Annotated in this window: 14 protein-coding genes and 1 riboswitch; of the genes, 3 read left to right on the plus strand and 11 right to left on the minus strand. The window is 70.1% G+C overall.

Features of this window, described 5'->3' with window-relative positions; translation table 11 throughout:
* Positions 1-27: 27 nt before the first annotated feature.
* Positions 28-1,389 (minus strand): MFS transporter, encoded by a 1,362-nt coding sequence (locus tag ACEXQC_RS18365; RefSeq protein ID WP_374825650.1) that lies wholly within the window; start codon positions 1,387-1,389, stop codon positions 28-30.
* A 72-nt stretch (positions 1,390-1,461) separates the two neighbouring features.
* On the opposite strand from ACEXQC_RS18365, the gene ACEXQC_RS18370 reads away from it, so the two are divergent.
* The gene (locus ACEXQC_RS18370; protein WP_374825652.1) at positions 1,462-2,286 is read left to right on the plus strand and encodes a ribokinase; all 825 of its coding nucleotides are present in this window, start codon (positions 1,462-1,464) and stop codon (positions 2,284-2,286) included.
* Between the two features lie 22 nt (positions 2,287-2,308).
* On the opposite strand, the gene ribH is transcribed toward ACEXQC_RS18370, so the two are convergent.
* The 5 genes from ribH to ACEXQC_RS18395 form a co-directional block, all read right to left on the minus strand.
* Complete coding sequence (ribH, locus tag ACEXQC_RS18375) at positions 2,309-2,782, minus strand: 6,7-dimethyl-8-ribityllumazine synthase (protein ID WP_374825654.1); 474 nt, start codon at positions 2,780-2,782, stop codon at positions 2,309-2,311.
* Positions 2,783-2,829: 47 nt separating this feature from the next.
* A complete protein-coding gene (gene ribA, locus ACEXQC_RS18380) occupies positions 2,830-4,143 on the minus strand; it encodes a GTP cyclohydrolase II (RefSeq protein ID WP_374825656.1) in 1,314 nt (437 codons plus the stop codon).
* Positions 4,140-4,778, minus strand: a complete 639-nt coding sequence (locus ACEXQC_RS18385) for a riboflavin synthase (RefSeq protein WP_374825658.1) — start codon at positions 4,776-4,778, stop codon at positions 4,140-4,142. The genes ribA and ACEXQC_RS18385 overlap by 4 nt, the downstream gene beginning before the upstream one ends.
* A gap of 3 nt (positions 4,779-4,781) precedes the next feature.
* Positions 4,782-5,816: a bifunctional diaminohydroxyphosphoribosylaminopyrimidine deaminase/5-amino-6-(5-phosphoribosylamino)uracil reductase RibD gene (ribD, locus tag ACEXQC_RS18390; RefSeq protein ID WP_374825660.1), complete on the minus strand. Its 1,035-nt coding sequence runs from the start codon at positions 5,814-5,816 to the stop codon at positions 4,782-4,784.
* A gap of 71 nt (positions 5,817-5,887) precedes the next feature.
* A riboswitch (FMN riboswitch) is annotated at positions 5,888-6,059 on the minus strand.
* A gap of 89 nt (positions 6,060-6,148) precedes the next feature.
* Positions 6,149-6,910: a polyprenol monophosphomannose synthase gene (locus ACEXQC_RS18395; RefSeq protein WP_374825662.1), complete on the minus strand. Its 762-nt coding sequence runs from the start codon at positions 6,908-6,910 to the stop codon at positions 6,149-6,151.
* 145 nt (positions 6,911-7,055) lie between these two features.
* Here ACEXQC_RS18395 and ACEXQC_RS18400 point away from each other — a divergent pair, with 145 nt between their 5' ends.
* Both ACEXQC_RS18400 and ACEXQC_RS18405 read left to right on the plus strand, forming a co-directional pair.
* Positions 7,056-7,568 carry a GtrA family protein gene (locus ACEXQC_RS18400; protein ID WP_374825664.1) on the plus strand — a complete coding sequence of 171 codons (513 nt, stop codon included), beginning with the start codon at positions 7,056-7,058 and terminating at the stop codon, positions 7,566-7,568.
* A gap of 63 nt (positions 7,569-7,631) precedes the next feature.
* The gene (locus tag ACEXQC_RS18405) at positions 7,632-8,765 is read left to right on the plus strand and encodes an FUSC family protein (protein WP_374825666.1); all 1,134 of its coding nucleotides are present in this window, start codon (positions 7,632-7,634) and stop codon (positions 8,763-8,765) included.
* Between the two features lie 11 nt (positions 8,766-8,776).
* Here ACEXQC_RS18405 and trpS read toward each other — a convergent pair whose 3' ends face one another.
* The 5 genes from trpS to sdhA all read right to left on the minus strand — a co-directional run bounded on the left by trpS (position 8,777) and on the right by sdhA (position 14,621).
* Complete coding sequence (gene trpS / locus ACEXQC_RS18410; protein ID WP_374825668.1) at positions 8,777-9,790, minus strand: tryptophan--tRNA ligase; 1,014 nt, start codon at positions 9,788-9,790, stop codon at positions 8,777-8,779.
* A gap of 52 nt (positions 9,791-9,842) precedes the next feature.
* Positions 9,843-10,679 carry an exodeoxyribonuclease III gene (locus tag ACEXQC_RS18415; protein ID WP_374825670.1) on the minus strand — a complete coding sequence of 279 codons (837 nt, stop codon included), beginning with the start codon at positions 10,677-10,679 and terminating at the stop codon, positions 9,843-9,845.
* A gap of 37 nt (positions 10,680-10,716) precedes the next feature.
* Positions 10,717-11,931: a YihY/virulence factor BrkB family protein gene (locus ACEXQC_RS18420; RefSeq protein WP_374825672.1), complete on the minus strand. Its 1,215-nt coding sequence runs from the start codon at positions 11,929-11,931 to the stop codon at positions 10,717-10,719.
* Positions 11,932-12,051: 120 nt separating this feature from the next.
* Positions 12,052-12,822 (minus strand): succinate dehydrogenase iron-sulfur subunit, encoded by a 771-nt coding sequence (locus ACEXQC_RS18425; RefSeq protein WP_374825674.1) that lies wholly within the window; start codon positions 12,820-12,822, stop codon positions 12,052-12,054.
* Complete coding sequence (gene sdhA, locus ACEXQC_RS18430) at positions 12,822-14,621, minus strand: succinate dehydrogenase flavoprotein subunit (protein WP_374825676.1); 1,800 nt, start codon at positions 14,619-14,621, stop codon at positions 12,822-12,824. The genes ACEXQC_RS18425 and sdhA overlap by 1 nt, the downstream gene beginning before the upstream one ends.
* Positions 14,622-14,624 lie beyond the last annotated feature (3 nt).

A 14,624-nucleotide genomic window follows, 5' to 3' on the forward strand; every position in this document is an offset into this window, starting at 1 on the left:
TCCCCTATTCTCGCCGAGTTCCCCGGCTCAGCTGACGTTGTCGGCGTAGTCGATGTCGCGGTTCTCCTTGCTGATGATGAGCGCACCGAGGGTGATGAGCGCCATCAGCGAGAGGTAGTTGCCCACGAGCGCGGGGCTGCCGTCGGCTGCGGCCCACAGCCCGACCGCGATGAAGGGTGCCACGGCGGCACCGAGGATGGAGGCGACGTTGTAGCTGATCGCGGATCCGGTGTAGCGCACGTTGGCGGGGAACAGCTCGGGCAGCTCGGAGGCCATCGGCCCGAAGGTGAGACCCATGAGGGTGAACCCGATGATGAGCAGGCTCATCACGCCCACGAAGCCGCCGCCGAAGAGCGGCACGAAGAAGAGACCGAAGGCGCTGATGGCCACGGTCGTCCAGATGAGCATGTTGCGACGGCCGAAGCGCTCGGCGAGGGGGCCCGAGGCGAGCGTGAAGATGCCGAAGAACACGCAGCCCACCACGAGCATGATGAGGAACTCGTTGCGCTGGTAGCCGAGACCCGCCACCGGCGCATCCGTGGCCGTGGTGCCGAACGTGAGGGTGAACGTGGTCATCAGGTAGAAGAGCACGTAGGTGGCCAGCATGATGAAGGTGCCGAGGATGAGCGGGCGCCAGCTGGTCTTGAACACGCGGGCGACCGGCAGCTTGGCCACCTCGCCGCTCTCGACGACCTTGGTGAAGGCCGGGGTCTCCACGAGGCGGAAGCGCACGTAGAGGCCCACGATCACGAGCACGGCGCTCGCGAGGAAGGGCACGCGCCAGCCCCAGGCGAGGAAGGCCTCCGGGTCGAGCGTGGTGCTCAGCACGAGGAACACGACGTTGGCGATGATGAAGCCGATCGGGGCGCCGAGCTGCGGGAAGGTGCCGTAGATGGAGCGCTTGCCCTTGGGGGCGTTCTCGGTGGCGAGGAGCGCCGCACCCGACCATTCGCCGCCCAGGCCGAGGCCCTGGCAGAAGCGGAACAGCACGAGGAGCCCGGGGGCGAGGATCTCCCAGCCCGGGGTGAGACCCGTGGGCAGGGCACCGATGAGCACCGTGGCGACACCCATGGTGAGCAGCGACGCCACGAGGGTGCGCTTGCGCCCGATCCGGTCTCCGAAGTGGCCGAACACGATCGAGCCGATGGGGCGGGCGATGAACGCCACACCGAACGCCGCGAACGACTGCAGCAGCGAGATGGTGGGGTCGCTGTTCGCGAAGAAGAGCGTGGGGAAGACCAGCACCGCCGCGGTGGCGTAGACGTAGAAGTCGTAGAACTCGATCGAGGTGCCGATGAGGCTGGCGACGATCACACGCGAGCGGGTGTTGGCGGGGGCGACGGGCGAGGCGCCGGAGGATCCGGGCGCGTCGAGCACAGGTGAGGTCATGGTCGGCTTTCGGAGAAAAATCTCAGTTTACCCGCCGTTTAGGATGCTGGGAGACGTTTCGAGGAGGTCCGTGTGGGTACGGTCGTGGTGCTGGGTTCGCTGAACATCGATTCGGTGGTGGAGGTGGAGCGGCACCCCTCGCCCGGGGAGACGCTGCTCGGGGGCGACCTCGTGAAGCACTTCGGCGGCAAGGGGGCCAACCAGGCCATCGCCGCGGCTCGAGCGGGGGCCAGGGTCGGTTTCGTGGGCCGGGTGGGCGACGACGCCGACGGCGACGCCTACCTGCGACGGCTCGCGCAGTACGGCATCGACACCACCCACATCGCGCGCACCGCGGGCGTCGCCACGGGTCACGCGGCCATCGCGGTGGCCGCCGACGGCGAGAACACGATCATCGTGTCGCCCGGCGCCAACGGCAGGGTGACGGTGGGCGACCTCGCGCCGCTGCACTCGCTCGCCGAGGGCGACGTGCTGCTCGCCTCGCTCGAGGTGGAGCCGGCCGTGGTGGCCGAGGCGGTGCGCATCGCGGCCGGGCGGGGTGCGCGTGTGGTGCTCAACCTCGCACCGTACGCCGCGCTGCCGGCCGAGGTGCTGGGGCTGGCGCGTCCGGTGGTGGTGAACGAGCACGAGAACGAGCTCATGCTCGCAGGCCTCAACGGTGGGGGCGCGGTGCCGCCCTCGGTGCTCGTGACCCTCGGATCGCGGGGCTCGCGGTGGGGCGACCTCGAGGTGCCGGCCGGAGCGGTCTCCACCGTGGTCGACACCACCGGCGCCGGGGACTGCTACTGCGGCACGCTCGCGGCGGCGCTCGCCGCGGGGTCGACAGAGGCCGATGCGATGCAGGCCGCCTCCACGGCCGCCGCGCTCTCGGTCTCGTGGCAGGGCGCCCAGCCCTGACCCGGCGGGCGTGAGTCCGGGCTCAGGCCCGGATCGCTCGCAGCGTGATCGCGGTGGCGACCGCGGCCTCGGCCGCTTCGCGACCCTTGTCCTCCTTCGAGCCGGGCAGTCCCGCCCGGTCGAGGCCCTGCTGCTCGGTGTCGAGCGTGAGCACGCCGAAGCCCACGGGCTTGCCGGTGAGGATGCTCACCTGCGTGAGCCCCGACGTCGCCGCATCCGAGACGTACTCGAAGTGCGGGGTGCCGCCGCGGATGATGACGCCGAGCGCCACCACGGCGTCGGCGCCCGCCTCGAGCGCGGCCTTCGAGACCACGGGCAGCTCGAAGCTCCCGGCGACCCGCACGAGCGTGCTCGTGACGTGCGCCTCGTCGAGCGCGGCCTGCGCGCCCGCGATGAGGCCGTCGGTGATGACGTCGTGCCAGGTGCCGGCCACGATCGTGATGTTCAGGCCGGTGCCGTCGACGACGTCGAGGCGGGGGGCTCCTGCTCCACTCATGGGAGGGTCCTTTCGATGGGAGGGTCGGTGAGGGTGATCGAGGGGGATCAGAGCGCGGCGGGCAGCACGTGCCCCATGCGGTCGCGCTTGGTGTCGAGGTAGCCGCGGTTGTCGTCGGTCTCGCCCACGATGAGGGGCATGCGTTCGACCACCTCGATGCCGCGGGCCTCGAGCTGGCTCACCTTCTCGGGGTTGTTGGTGAGCAGACGGATGCGCTGAGCGCCCAGATCGTCGAGGATCGCCACCGCGGCCCCGTAGTCGCGGGCGTCGGCCGGCAGCCCGAGCGCCACGTTGGCGTCGAGCGTGTCGAGGCCGTCCTCCTGCAGGCGGTAGGCCCTGAGCTTGTTGACGAGGCCGATTCCCCGCCCCTCGTGGCCGCGCAGGTAGACCACCACGCCGCCGTGCTCGGCGATGAGGTCGAGTGCGGTGTCGAGCTGCGGCCCGCACTCGCACTTGAGCGAGCCGAACGCCTCGCCCGTGAGGCACTCCGAGTGCACCCGCACGAGCGGCAGCTCGCCGTCGGCCGACAGGCCGAGCTCGCCCGAGACGATGGCCACGTGGTCGGCACCCGTCTCGAGATCGCGGTAGGCGCGCATGCGCAGCGGACCGTGCACGGTGGGCACGAGGGTCTCGACCTCGAACTGCACGCGCCCGGAGTCCGAGCCGGGCAGCGCTTCGGAGACGCGGGCCGGCTCGGCGAGCTCGAGCCCGGCCGGCTCGAGCGCGGCCGACTCGTGTGCGCTCGGCTCGCCGTCCTGCTCGTCCAGGTACGCGATGAGCAGCTCGATCGTGGTGACCGGCAGGCCGAAGCGCTCGCCGGTGGCGACGAGCTCGTCCATGAGCATGGCGGATCCGTCGTCCGAGATCATCTCGCCGATGGCCCCCACGGGCTCGAGCCCTGCGGCCTTCAGCAGGTCGACGGCCGCCTCGGTGTGACCGGCGCGCTCGCGCACACCCCCGGGCACAGCCCGGAGCGGCACGATGTGGCCGGGGCGGATGAGGCTCGACGGCGTGGAGGCGGGGTCGCCGAGCACACGCAGGGTGAGGGCGCGGTCGTGCGCGCTGATGCCGGTCGTCACGCCCTCGGCCGCGTCGACCGTGATCGTGTAGGCCGTGTGCTTCGTGTCCTCGCTGTTGACCACCATGGGCGGCAGCGCGAGCTCGTCGGCCCGCTCGCCCGACATGGGAGCGCACAGGTACCCCGAGGTCCAGCGCACCATCCAGGCGATCCACTCGGTGGAGGCGAGGGCGGCCGAGATGATGGCGTCGCCCTCGTTCTCGCGGTCGGCCGCATCGGAGACGAGCACGGGCTTTCCGGCCCGCAGCGCCTCGAGCACCTCGGGCATGGGGGAGAGCTTCATGATGCGCTCCCGGCGCCGCGGTTGAACGAGACGAGCCGCTCCACGTGGCGGGCCAGCACATCGGTCTCGATGTTCACCCGATCCCCGGCTGCAAGGGCGCCGAGGGTGGTGGCGGTGAGCGTCTCGGGGATGAGGGAGACCTCGAACCAGTGCCCGCCTGCGTGGGGCCCACCCTCGTCGTGGCCCACGGAGGAGACCGTGAGCGAGACGCCCGAGACCGAGATTGATCCCTTGTCCACCACGAGGGGTGCCAGGGTGTCGTCGAGGGTGAACCTCAGCACGCTCCAGGCCTCGCCGGGGGTGACCGCGAGCACCGTGGAGGTGCCGTCGACGTGCCCCTGCACGATGTGCCCGCCGAGCCGGTCGCCCACCCGGGCGGCGCGCTCGAGGTTGACGGGGTCGCCCACGGCGAGCGATCCGATGGTCGACATGCTGAGCGTCTGGGCCATCACGTCGGCGCGGAACGTGTCGGCGGTCTGGTCGACGACCGTGAGGCACACGCCGGAGACGGCGATCGAGTCGCCGTGGTGGGCGTCGCTCACGGCCAGGGGGGCGCGCACGGTGATGATGGCCGCGTCGGCGGTGCGCTCGACTGCCAGCACCTCGCCGAGCTCTTCGATGATTCCGGTGAACACCGTCTACTCCTTCGTGGGCGCCGAGGCGTCCGGTCGTGCGACGAGCAGGAGGTCGTCGCCAAGTCGTTCGATCGCCGTGATGCGCAGGCGGCGCTGCTCGTCGATCGTGGTCACTCCGAGGTCGCCGAGCGCGGTCACGGGGCCGCCGAGCAGCGTGGGGGCCAGGTAGACGAGCACCTCGTCGACGAGGCCCTCGGCCAGGAAGGCGCTCGCGAGGGTGGGCCCGCCCTCCACGAAGACCGCGCGCACCTCGTCGTCGTAGAGGGAGCGCAGCACGGCGGTCAGGTCGTGGTGATCGAACACCGTGAGGGGCAGCGGATGCGCGTGGGCGCGCGCCGTGGCCGGCACCTCGCGGCGGCCCACCACCACGGGGGCGGGCTGGTGCGGCAGCAGGCCGTTCTCGTCGCGGGCGGTGAGGGCGGGGTCGTCGGCCAGCAGGGTGCCCGTGCCCACCACGATGGCATCCGCCTCGGCCCGTCGGCGGTGCACGTCGGCGCGGGCCACGGGGCCCGTGATCCAGCGGCTCGAGCCGTCGGCGGCAGCCGCGCGGCCGTCGAGGCTCGAGGCCCACTTGACGGTCACGAACGGCCGGCCGAGCCGGGTGGCCGTGAGCCAGGGACGGATTGCCTCCTCCGCCTCAGCGGCCAGCAGGCCCTCCTCCACGTCGAGCCCGGCCTCGCGCAGCCGCGCGGCGCCGCCTCGGGAGCGACCACCGGGGTCGGCAACGGCGAAGACCACGCGGGAGATGCCCGCCTCGATGAGCGCGACGCTGCACGGGCCCGTGCGGCCGTGGTGGTTGCACGGTTCCAGGGAGACCACGGCGGTGGCGCCGTGGGCGAGCTCCGGATGCGCGAGCGCCGCGAGGGCGGCCACTTCGGCGTGCGGGGTGCCGGCTCCGCGGTGCCAGCCCTCGGCCAGGACCTCGCCCGTGGGCGAGAGCAGCACGCAGCCGACCTGCGGGTTGACGCCGTGGCGTGGGCCTCGCGCCGCGAGCGCCAGGGACCGGCGCATGGCCTCGGTCTCTACAGCTCTCGTCATCCGGGTTCCTCGTCGTCGGACGAGCCCCGGGGGTGCGCGGAAGCGCCGACGGTCGACTGAACGCCGAACCGCCCGTGCGCCTCTCATCCGGACTGAGGGAGGCCGGAGCCTCACCATTACCGTCGGTCCTGGAGTTCCACCAGGTCAGCCGCGGTCTCGTGCTGCGTCTCTCGACGCAACCCTCGACCTTGGCTCGCGGACTATCACCGCCGGTTCAGAATCTCACTGACCCCGGAGCACGTATCGAATATCGTACACCTCAACATCTGAGGGCCTCTGGTATTCCCGGATGGCCGGTGACGAGCGGTGACGAGCGGCGGGTGGCGCGTGGCTCAGCGCGAGGCGGTGCCGGTGGCCGGCAGGGCGAGACGCTCGGGAGCGCGGCCCATCAAGCCCGAGAGGCCCCAGCCGGTGACCTTCGCGAGGGCCTCCACCACGATGCCGGTCGACATCTTCGAGGTGCCCTCTGCGCGCTCGATGAACGTGATGGGGAACTCGCCGATGCGGGCGCCGCTGCGCTCGAAGAGCCAGGCCATCTCGATCTGGAAGCAGTAGCCCTGCGAGTTGAGCGTGGCGAGGTCGATGGTGCGCAGGGAGTCGGCGCGGAAGCCGCGGTAGCCGCTCGTGAGGTCGTGCAGGCGCGACTGCAGCAGCACCCGTGCGTAGGCGGTGCCGGTGCGCGAGATCAACTTGCGGTAGCCGGGCCAGTTGACGATCACGCCGCCCGGGATCCACCTCGTGCCGATCGCCATGTCGTGGCCGCTCTCGAGCAGCGCGATGAGGCGGGGGAGCTCCTCGGGCTGGTGCGACCCGTCGGCGTCCATCTCCACCACGAAGTCGTAGTCGCGCTGCAGGGCCCAGCGGAAGCCGGCACCGTAGGCGGCGCCCAGACCGTTCTTCTCGGTGCGGTGCATCACGTGGATGCGCGCATCGGCCGCGGCGAGCCCGTCGGCCAGCGGCCCGGTGCCGTCGGGGGAGCCATCGTCGACCACGAGCACGTGGGCGGTGGGCACCGTCTCCAGCACGCGAGCGATGACGCCGCCCACGGAGTCGATCTCGTTGTAGGTCGGTATCACGACCAGGGTCTTCGCCACGTGTTCCTCAATCGATCAGGACTTGCTGTCTGCGCTCGAAAGCGTAGTGATGCTTTCCGTTCATTCTTGCCCGATACGCTCAGCATTGACCTGGAAGATACTCAATGTTCGCTTCCTCCTCATCATCCAGAACGGCAGAACCTCCATGAGCAGTGCCCCGGCTCCCCGGTCGCGGTGGCGTATCCTCCTCTCCGAGTTCATCCGGTTCGGCCTGGTCGGCGGTGTCGGCTTCGTGGTCGACGTGGGCGTCTTCAACCTGCTGCGGCTCACGGTGATGAGCCCCGAGGTCATGCACGAGGGCCCGGTGGTGGCGAAGCTCATCTCCACGGGCCTCGCCATCGTGGTCAACTGGCTCGGCAACCGGTTCTGGACGTTCCGCGAGCGGCGGCGGCACGACGTGCTGCGCGAGAGCCTCGAGTTCTTCGCCGTGAGCATCGTGGGCATGGGGATCGGGCTCGCCTGCCTGTGGTTCTCGCACTACGTGCTGGGCTACACCTCGCTCCTGGCCGACAACATCTCCGGCAACGTGGTGGGGCTCGCCCTCGGCGCGGCCTTCCGGTTCGTGCTGTACCGGGTGTGGGTGTTCGGCGACCACCGGCAGCACAGCAAGGGCGCCGTCGAGGTCGAGACCGCGGGCAAGGCGCCGTCGGTCACCTGAGCCGACGGAGGGACGCCCGCCCGGCGGACCGTCCGGCCGTGCGTCCAGGCGTACGGTGAAGGGGTGAGCGACAACTCGAGCACCCCCGTGCCACCGGCCCCGGCCGGCGCTCGGGCGCGCCTCACCTCGTTCGCCCGGCGCACGCTGGCCCCGGCGAGGGCTTTCCAGACCAGCTCCCGCACGCCGCTGCTGCAGGTGCTCAAGACGGCCGCCGCCGCCGTGCTCGCGTGGATCGTGTGCTCGTTCGTGGCGCCGGAGCAGGTGCCGATCTTCGGTGCGATCGCGGCCATCATCGTGGTGCAGCCGAGTGTCAACCAGTCGCTCAGCCGCGGCATCGAGCGCTCGATCGGCGTGATCGTGGGTGTGCTCATCGCCTACCTCGCCGCGCTCGTGTTCGGCACCCCCAGCTGGGTCATCCTCGTGGCCATCGCGGTCTCGCTGCTCGTGGGGTGGGCGCTGCGGTTCCCCCAGTCCTCGACCGTGCAGATCCCGATCAGCGCCATGCTCGTGCTCGCCATCGGCGCGGCCACCCCCGGCTACGCCGTGGAGCGGATCATCGAGACCGTCATCGGCGCGGTCATCGGGGTGTTCGTGAACTGGCTCATCGTGCCGCCGATCGCCCTCAAGCCGGCCAACGAGGCGGTGGGGGCACTCGGGCGGGAGGTCGCCGCGACCATGGACGGGCTCGCCGCCATCCTGAGCTCCCCGACCGACGAGGCGTACCGCACCGGGCTCCTGGTGGAGGCGCGACTGCTGCGGCCCATGCAGAAGAAGGCGGAGGCGGCCATCACCGCCGCGGAGGACGGACTGCGCTTCAACCCGCGGCGCAACGCCCAGCGCGAGCAGATCGCGGCGGATGCGCAGCTGCTCGCCATGCTCACGATCGTGGTCACGCGTGTGCTCGGCATGGCGAGGGCGCTCAACGACCGCTTCGACGACACGCTGCACCGCGAGCCCACCGCCCGCGCGATCGGCGAGGAGCTGCGGCGGGCTGCGCACGACCTGCGGCTCGTGATGCAGCACTCGCACCTGCCGCTCGAGGAGACCGACGACCTCGGGGAGGACGAGCCCGTGCTCACGGCGCCGCTCCGGGCCATCCTGCCGCACCCCACCCACTGGATCCTCATCGGTTCACTGCTCGAGGATCTGCGCCGGGTGCGCGAGGAGATCGTGGGCGCCAGCGGCGACCTGCACTGACCTCCTCGCCGTCAGCGGCGGCGGGGGAGCAGGCCCACGCGGTCGTAGACCGAGGCGAGGGTGGCCTCGGCCACCTCGTTGGCGCGATCGGCGTTCACGGCGAGCAGCCGGTCGAGCTCGGCCGGGTCGTCGAGCAGCTCGAGCGTGCGGGCGCGGATGGGCCCGAGCGTCTCGCTCACGACCTCGGCGAGGGCCTTCTTGAGCGTGCCGTAGCCGCCGCCGGTGAACTCGGCCACGACGTCGTCGACCGAGCGGCCGGCGAGCATCGCGAAGATCGTGAGCAGGTTGGCGAGCCCCGGCTTGGCCTCGCGGTCGAAGCGCACCTCGCCGTCGGCATCCGTGACCGCGCGCATGATCTTCTTCGCGCTCACCGCGGGCTCGTCGAGCAGCCAGACGATGCCCGCGGTCGACTCCGCCGACTTCGACATCTTGGCCGTGGGGTTCTGCAGGTCGAAGATCTTGGCGGTCTCCTTGAGGATGTACGGCCGCGGCACCCGGAAGGTCTCGCCGAAGCGCGAGTTGAAGCGGCCAGCCAGGTCGCGCGTGAGCTCGATGTGCTGCCGCTGGTCCTCACCCACCGGCACCTCGTGCGGCTGGTAGAGCAGGATGTCGGCGGCCTGCAGGATGGGGTAGGTGAAGAGGCCCACCGACGCCGAGTCCTGGCCCTGCTTGGCCGACTTGTCCTTGAACTGGGTCATGCGCGCCGCCTCGCCGAAACCGGTGAGGGTGTTGAGCACCCAGGCCAGCTCGGCGTGGGCGGGCACGTGCGACTGCACGAACAGGGTGGAGGCGGAGGGATCGATGCCCGCCGCGATGTACTGGGCGGCCGTGCGGCGCGTGTTGGCGCGGAGGGCGCCCGGCTCCTGCGGCACCGTGATGGCGTGCAGGTCGGCCAGGAAGAAGAACGCGTCGTGGGTCTGCTGCAGCTCCTTCCAGCTCAGCAGGGCGCCGATGTAGTTGCCGAGGTGCAGCGAGTCGGCGGAGGGCTGCATGCCGGAGAGCAGGCGGGGCTTCTGTTCGTTCATGATGCGGTGCGTCCTAGTTCGAGGGGAGTCGTGGGCCCGAGGTCCGGTGGCGTCAGAGGGCGTAGTCGACCACGACGGGGGCGTGATCGCTCCACCTCGTGTCCCACGCATCGGCCTTGTCGATGGTGTACGAGGTGGCCGTGGCGGCGAGCTCGGAGGTGGCGAGGTGGTAGTCGATCCGCCACCCGGTGTCGGTGTCGAACGCCTTGCCGCGCTGCGACCACCACGTGTACGGGCCCTCGACCTCGCCGGCGAACCGGCGGCCCACGTCGACCCAGCCGAGGCCGGCACCTGCGTTGTAGTCGTCGTCGCCCTCGGCACCCACGAACCTGTCGAAGTAGGCGCGCTCCTCGGGCAGGAACCCGGCCTTCTTCTGGTTGCCGCGCCAGTTCTTGATGTCGAGCGTGCGGTGGCCCACGTTGAGGTCGCCCACCACGAGCGCGAGCGGGGTGTGCTCGTGCAGGAGGGGCAGGCGCTCGAGCATCGCGTCGAGGAACTTGACCTTCTCGACCTGCTTGGGAGTGCCCACCTCGCCGGAGTGCACGTAGGTGGAGACGACCGTCACCACCTTGCCCTCCCACTCGTAGTCGGCCTCGAGCCAGCGCCCGGCGCTGTCGAAGTCGTCGGGGCCGAGCACCACGCGGTGGATGGCCGCCTTGTCGCGGCTCGCGATAGCCACACCCGCGCGGCCCTTGGCCGTGGCCGGGTCGTGCAGGATGTTCCAGTCGGGGCCGAGCAGACCCTCGAGGTCTTCGGTGGAGGCGCGCACCTCCTGCATCGCGAGGATGTCGACGTCGCGGCCCTCGAGCCACTCGCCCATGCCCTTGCGGAAGGCGGCGCGCACGCCGTTGACGTTGACGGATGCGACTCTGAGGGGCTTGCCTGGCATGTCGAGAAGCTTACCGGGGGCCACCGACACGCTCCGGTCAGCGCTTCTTCGCGAGCTCGACCTTCTTGGCCTCGTCGAGCGCATCCAGCTTCTCCAGCTTCTTGCGCAACCGGCGGCGCTCCAGCCCGTGGGCGGCCGACATCTGCTCCTCCAGGCGCTCGCGCTCGGCCGAGACCAGCACGTCGCGCGCCTCGGCGACCCGGCGCTCGCGCTCGGCCTCCATCTCCTCGGGGCTGAGCGAGCGCGGATCGATCCCCGCGTCGTCCATGCCCACCGCGATCCACGTGGCCGCGATGAGGATGACCCGGCACACCAGGTTGAGGAAGATCATGATGCCGATGATCACGGCGAACGAGGCGAGCAGCGGGTTGCTCGTGGCCCCGCCGAGCAGCTGCGCGCCGAGGATCTTGAGCACCCCGAGCGCCGCACCGCCGATGGCGGCACCGGCGAGGAGCCGTCGCCGCGGGATCTTGACTCCCGAGAGCACCCGGAAGGCCCCGGCCAGCACGAGCGTGTCGAACACGAACACCACGGCCACACCGAGCAGCCACGCCACGAACAGCGCGAACGGCGACCTGGTGTCGATGCCGAAGAGCGTGAACACGAGCGAGAGGCCCTGGTTGCTGAGCAGGCTCACCGTGGAGGAGAGCACGATCGCCAGACCGAAGGCGATCGCGAGCCCCAGATCCTTCACCTTGAGCAGCAGGAAGAGCGTGGTAGGCGGCTGGAGCCCGAACAGGCGGCGGATCGAGTCGCGGGTCGACGCGAGCCAGCCGATGGCCGTGAGGATCAATCCCACGAGGGCGATCGCCCCGGTCCAGCCGAAGATGCGCGCCTCGGTGAGGGCCGAGGGATCGATGGCACCCTCCTCGCCGATGAGGCCGGGGATGGCGCTGCCGAGCTGCGCCACGATCGAGTCGAGCAGCGCCGGGTTGCCGGCCAGCACGATCCCGAAGATCGAGAAGCCCACCCAGATGCCCGCGAAGATGGCGAACACAGCCTGGAACGACATGCCGGAGGCCATGATCTCGCCGCCGCTGCCGCCGAAGCGCAGGAACACCCGCACGGGCTTGAGCTCCATGACCCACGCGATGAGCTTGGCGATGCCCGTGGGCGGCTTCTCCGGCCCGTCGTGCTTCGTCTCGATCTCGACGGCGGGCGGCGAACCGGCCGATGTCTTCGTGGTGGCCTTGTCGTCCTGCACCGCGCTGTTCCCCCTGGGAACCCCGGTCTCCTTGCGCACCTCGCTCATCCCCCCAGCCTGACACGGACACCCCGCCCGCGCCCGCCCCGTGCCGCACCACGGAGGAGACGACGGAGCCTCAGCCCTCGTGAGGGCTGAGGCTCCGTCGATACCGCCGTGCGGGAGAGGTTACGGCTTGCCGCGCATGATGGCCTGCTTGACCTCGGCGATGGCCTGGGTCACCTGGATGCCGCGGGGGCACGCATCCGTGCAGTTGAAGGTGGTGCGGCAGCGCCACACGCCCTCTTTGTCGTTGAGGATGTCGAGGCGGGTCTGCGCCGCCTCGTCGCGCGAGTCGAAGATGAAGCGGTGCGCGTTGACGATGGCGGCGGGGCCGAAGTACTGCCCATCGGTCCAGAACACGGGGCACGACGAGGTGCACGCGGCGCACAGGATGCACTTCGTGGTGTCGTCGAAGCGGGCGCGGTCGGCGACCGACTGGATGCGCTCCTTGTCCTTGGGCGGGGGCGTCGACGACTGCAGGAACGGCTGCACGTCGCGGTAGGAGGCGTAGAACGGCTCCATGTCGACGATGAGGTCCTTCTCCAGCGGAAGACCCTTGATGGCCTCCACGTAGATGGGCTTCGTGATGTCGAGGTCCTTGATGAGCGTCTTGCAGGCCAGGCGGTTGCGGCCGTTGATGCGCATCGCATCCGAGCCGCAGATGCCGTGCGCGCAGGAGCGACGGAAGGTCAGCGACCCGTCCTGCTCCCACTTGATCTTGTGCAGCGCATCGAGGATGCGGTCGGTCGCGAACATCTGCACGTCGAAGTCCTGCCAGCGCGGCTCGTCGTCGGCGTCGGGGTCGAAGCGACGGATGATGAGCGTCACGGTGAACGCCTCGATGGGTGCCTCGGGTGCGGGGCCGCCCGCGGGCGCCTCGTCGACAACTAGCGTCATCAGTACTTCCTCTCCATCGGCTGGTAGCGCGTGATCACCACGGGCTTCCAGTCGAGCCGGATGTGATCGTCGGCATCGCTCGAGAGGGGGTCGCCCGAGAGATACGCCATGGTGTGCTTCATGTACTGGTCGTCGTCGCGCTTGGGGTAGTCGTCACGCATGTGACCGCCGCGGCTCTCCTGGCGGTTGCGCGCCGAGTACACGACCACCTCGGCGAGGTCGAGCAGGAAGCCCAGCTCGATCGCCTCCAGCAGGTCGGTGTTGAACCGCTTGCCCTTGTCCTGCACCTGGATGTTGCGGTACCGGTCGCGGAGGCGGTGGATGGTGTGGGTCACGGACTCGAGCGACTCGTCGGTGCGGAACACCTGAGCGTTCTTGTCCATCTCGTCTTGCAGCTCCTTGCGGATCAGGGCGATCCGCTCGGTGCCCGTGCCGGAGCGGAGCGACGCGACGAGGTCGACGATCGCCTTCGCGGGGTCGGGCGGCAGGGGAGTGAAGTCGACGGTCTGCACGTACTCCGCGGCGTAGTTGCCGCTGCGCTTGCCGAACACGTTGATGTCGAGCAGCGAGTTGGTGCCGAGACGGTTGGAGCCGTGCACCGAGACGCACGCGCACTCGCCGGCGGCGTAGAGGCCGGGCACCACGGTGTCGTTGTCCGAGAGCACCTCGGCCTTGATGTTGGTGGGGATGCCGCCCATCGCGTAGTGCGCGGTCGGCATGACGGGAACGGGCTCGACCACCGGGTCGACACCCAAGTAGGTGCGCGCGAACTCGGTGATGTCGGGGAGCTTGGTCTCGAGCACCTCGGCACCCAGGTGGGTGCAGTCGAGCAGCACGTAGTCCTTGTGCGGGCCTGCGCCGCGGCCCTCGGCCACCTCCTGCACCATGCAGCGGGCGACGATGTCGCGCGGTGCGAGGTCCTTGATGGTGGGGGCGTAGCGCTCCATGAACCGCTCACCCGAGGCGTTGCGGAGGATCGCACCCTCGCCTCGCGCTCCCTCGGTGAGGAGGATGCCGAGCCCCGCGAGGCCGGTGGGGTGGAACTGGAAGAACTCCATGTCCTCGAGCGGCAGGCCCTTGCGCCAGATGATGCCCACGCCGTCGCCCGTGAGGGTGTGCGCGTTCGAGGTGGTCTTGTAGATCTTGCCGAAGCCGCCGGTGGCGAAGATCACTGCCTTCGCCTGGAAGACGTGGATCTCACCGGTCGACAGCTCGAAGGCGACGACGCCGGAGGGCTTGTCGACCCCGTCGACCTTCGTCATCACGAGGTCGAGCACGTAGTACTCGTTGAAGAAGTTGATGCCGAGCCTGACGCAGTTCTGGAACAGCGTCTGCAGGATCATGTGACCGGTGCGGTCGGCCGCGTAGCAGGCCCGGCGCACGGGCGCCTTGCCGTGGTCGCGGGTGTGGCCGCCGAAGCGCCGCTGGTCGATCTTGCCGTCGGGCGTGCGGTTGAAGGGGAGACCCATGTTCTCGAGGTCGATGACCGCGTCGATGGCCTCCTTGGCGAGGATCTCGGCCGCATCCTGGTCGACGAGGTAGTCGCCGCCCTTGACGGTGTCGAAGGTGTGCCACTCCCAGTTGTCCTCCTCCACGTTGGCGAGCGCTGCGGCCATGCCGCCCTGCGCTGCGCCCGTGTGGGAGCGGGTGGGGTAGAGCTTGGAGATGACCGCCGTCTTGGCCTTGGGGCCGGCCTCGATGGCCGCCCGCATGCCCGCGCCGCCGGCGCCCACGATCACGATGTCGAACTGGTGGTAGTGCACGCCGTCGACGACGGCACCATCTTCGTATTGGGTCACGGA

It is taken from the genome of Herbiconiux liukaitaii (assembly GCF_041927495.1).
Classification (GTDB): Bacteria; Actinomycetota; Actinomycetes; order Actinomycetales; family Microbacteriaceae; genus Herbiconiux; species Herbiconiux liukaitaii.

Excerpts from the sequence above, each read along its gene's own strand:
- ACEXQC_RS18415 (WP_374825670.1), bottom strand. The coding sequence starts at position 10,679 with ATGCCAGGCAAGCCCCTCAGAGTCGCATCCGTCAACGTCAACGGCGTG.
- ribA (WP_374825656.1), bottom strand. The coding sequence starts at position 4,143 with ATGAAGCTCTCCCCCATGCCCGAGGTGCTCGAGGCGCTGCGGGCCGGA.
- ACEXQC_RS18425 (WP_374825674.1), bottom strand. The coding sequence starts at position 12,822 with ATGACGCTAGTTGTCGACGAGGCGCCCGCGGGCGGCCCCGCACCCGAG.
- trpS (WP_374825668.1), bottom strand. The coding sequence starts at position 9,790 with ATGAACGAACAGAAGCCCCGCCTGCTCTCCGGCATGCAGCCCTCCGCC.
- ACEXQC_RS18400 (WP_374825664.1), top strand. The coding sequence starts at position 7,056 with ATGAGCAGTGCCCCGGCTCCCCGGTCGCGGTGGCGTATCCTCCTCTCC.
- ACEXQC_RS18365 (WP_374825650.1), bottom strand. The coding sequence starts at position 1,389 with ATGACCTCACCTGTGCTCGACGCGCCCGGATCCTCCGGCGCCTCGCCC.
- ACEXQC_RS18420 (WP_374825672.1), bottom strand. The coding sequence starts at position 11,931 with ATGAGCGAGGTGCGCAAGGAGACCGGGGTTCCCAGGGGGAACAGCGCG.
- ribH (WP_374825654.1), bottom strand. The coding sequence starts at position 2,782 with ATGAGTGGAGCAGGAGCCCCCCGCCTCGACGTCGTCGACGGCACCGGC.
- ribD (WP_374825660.1), bottom strand. The coding sequence starts at position 5,816 with ATGACGAGAGCTGTAGAGACCGAGGCCATGCGCCGGTCCCTGGCGCTC.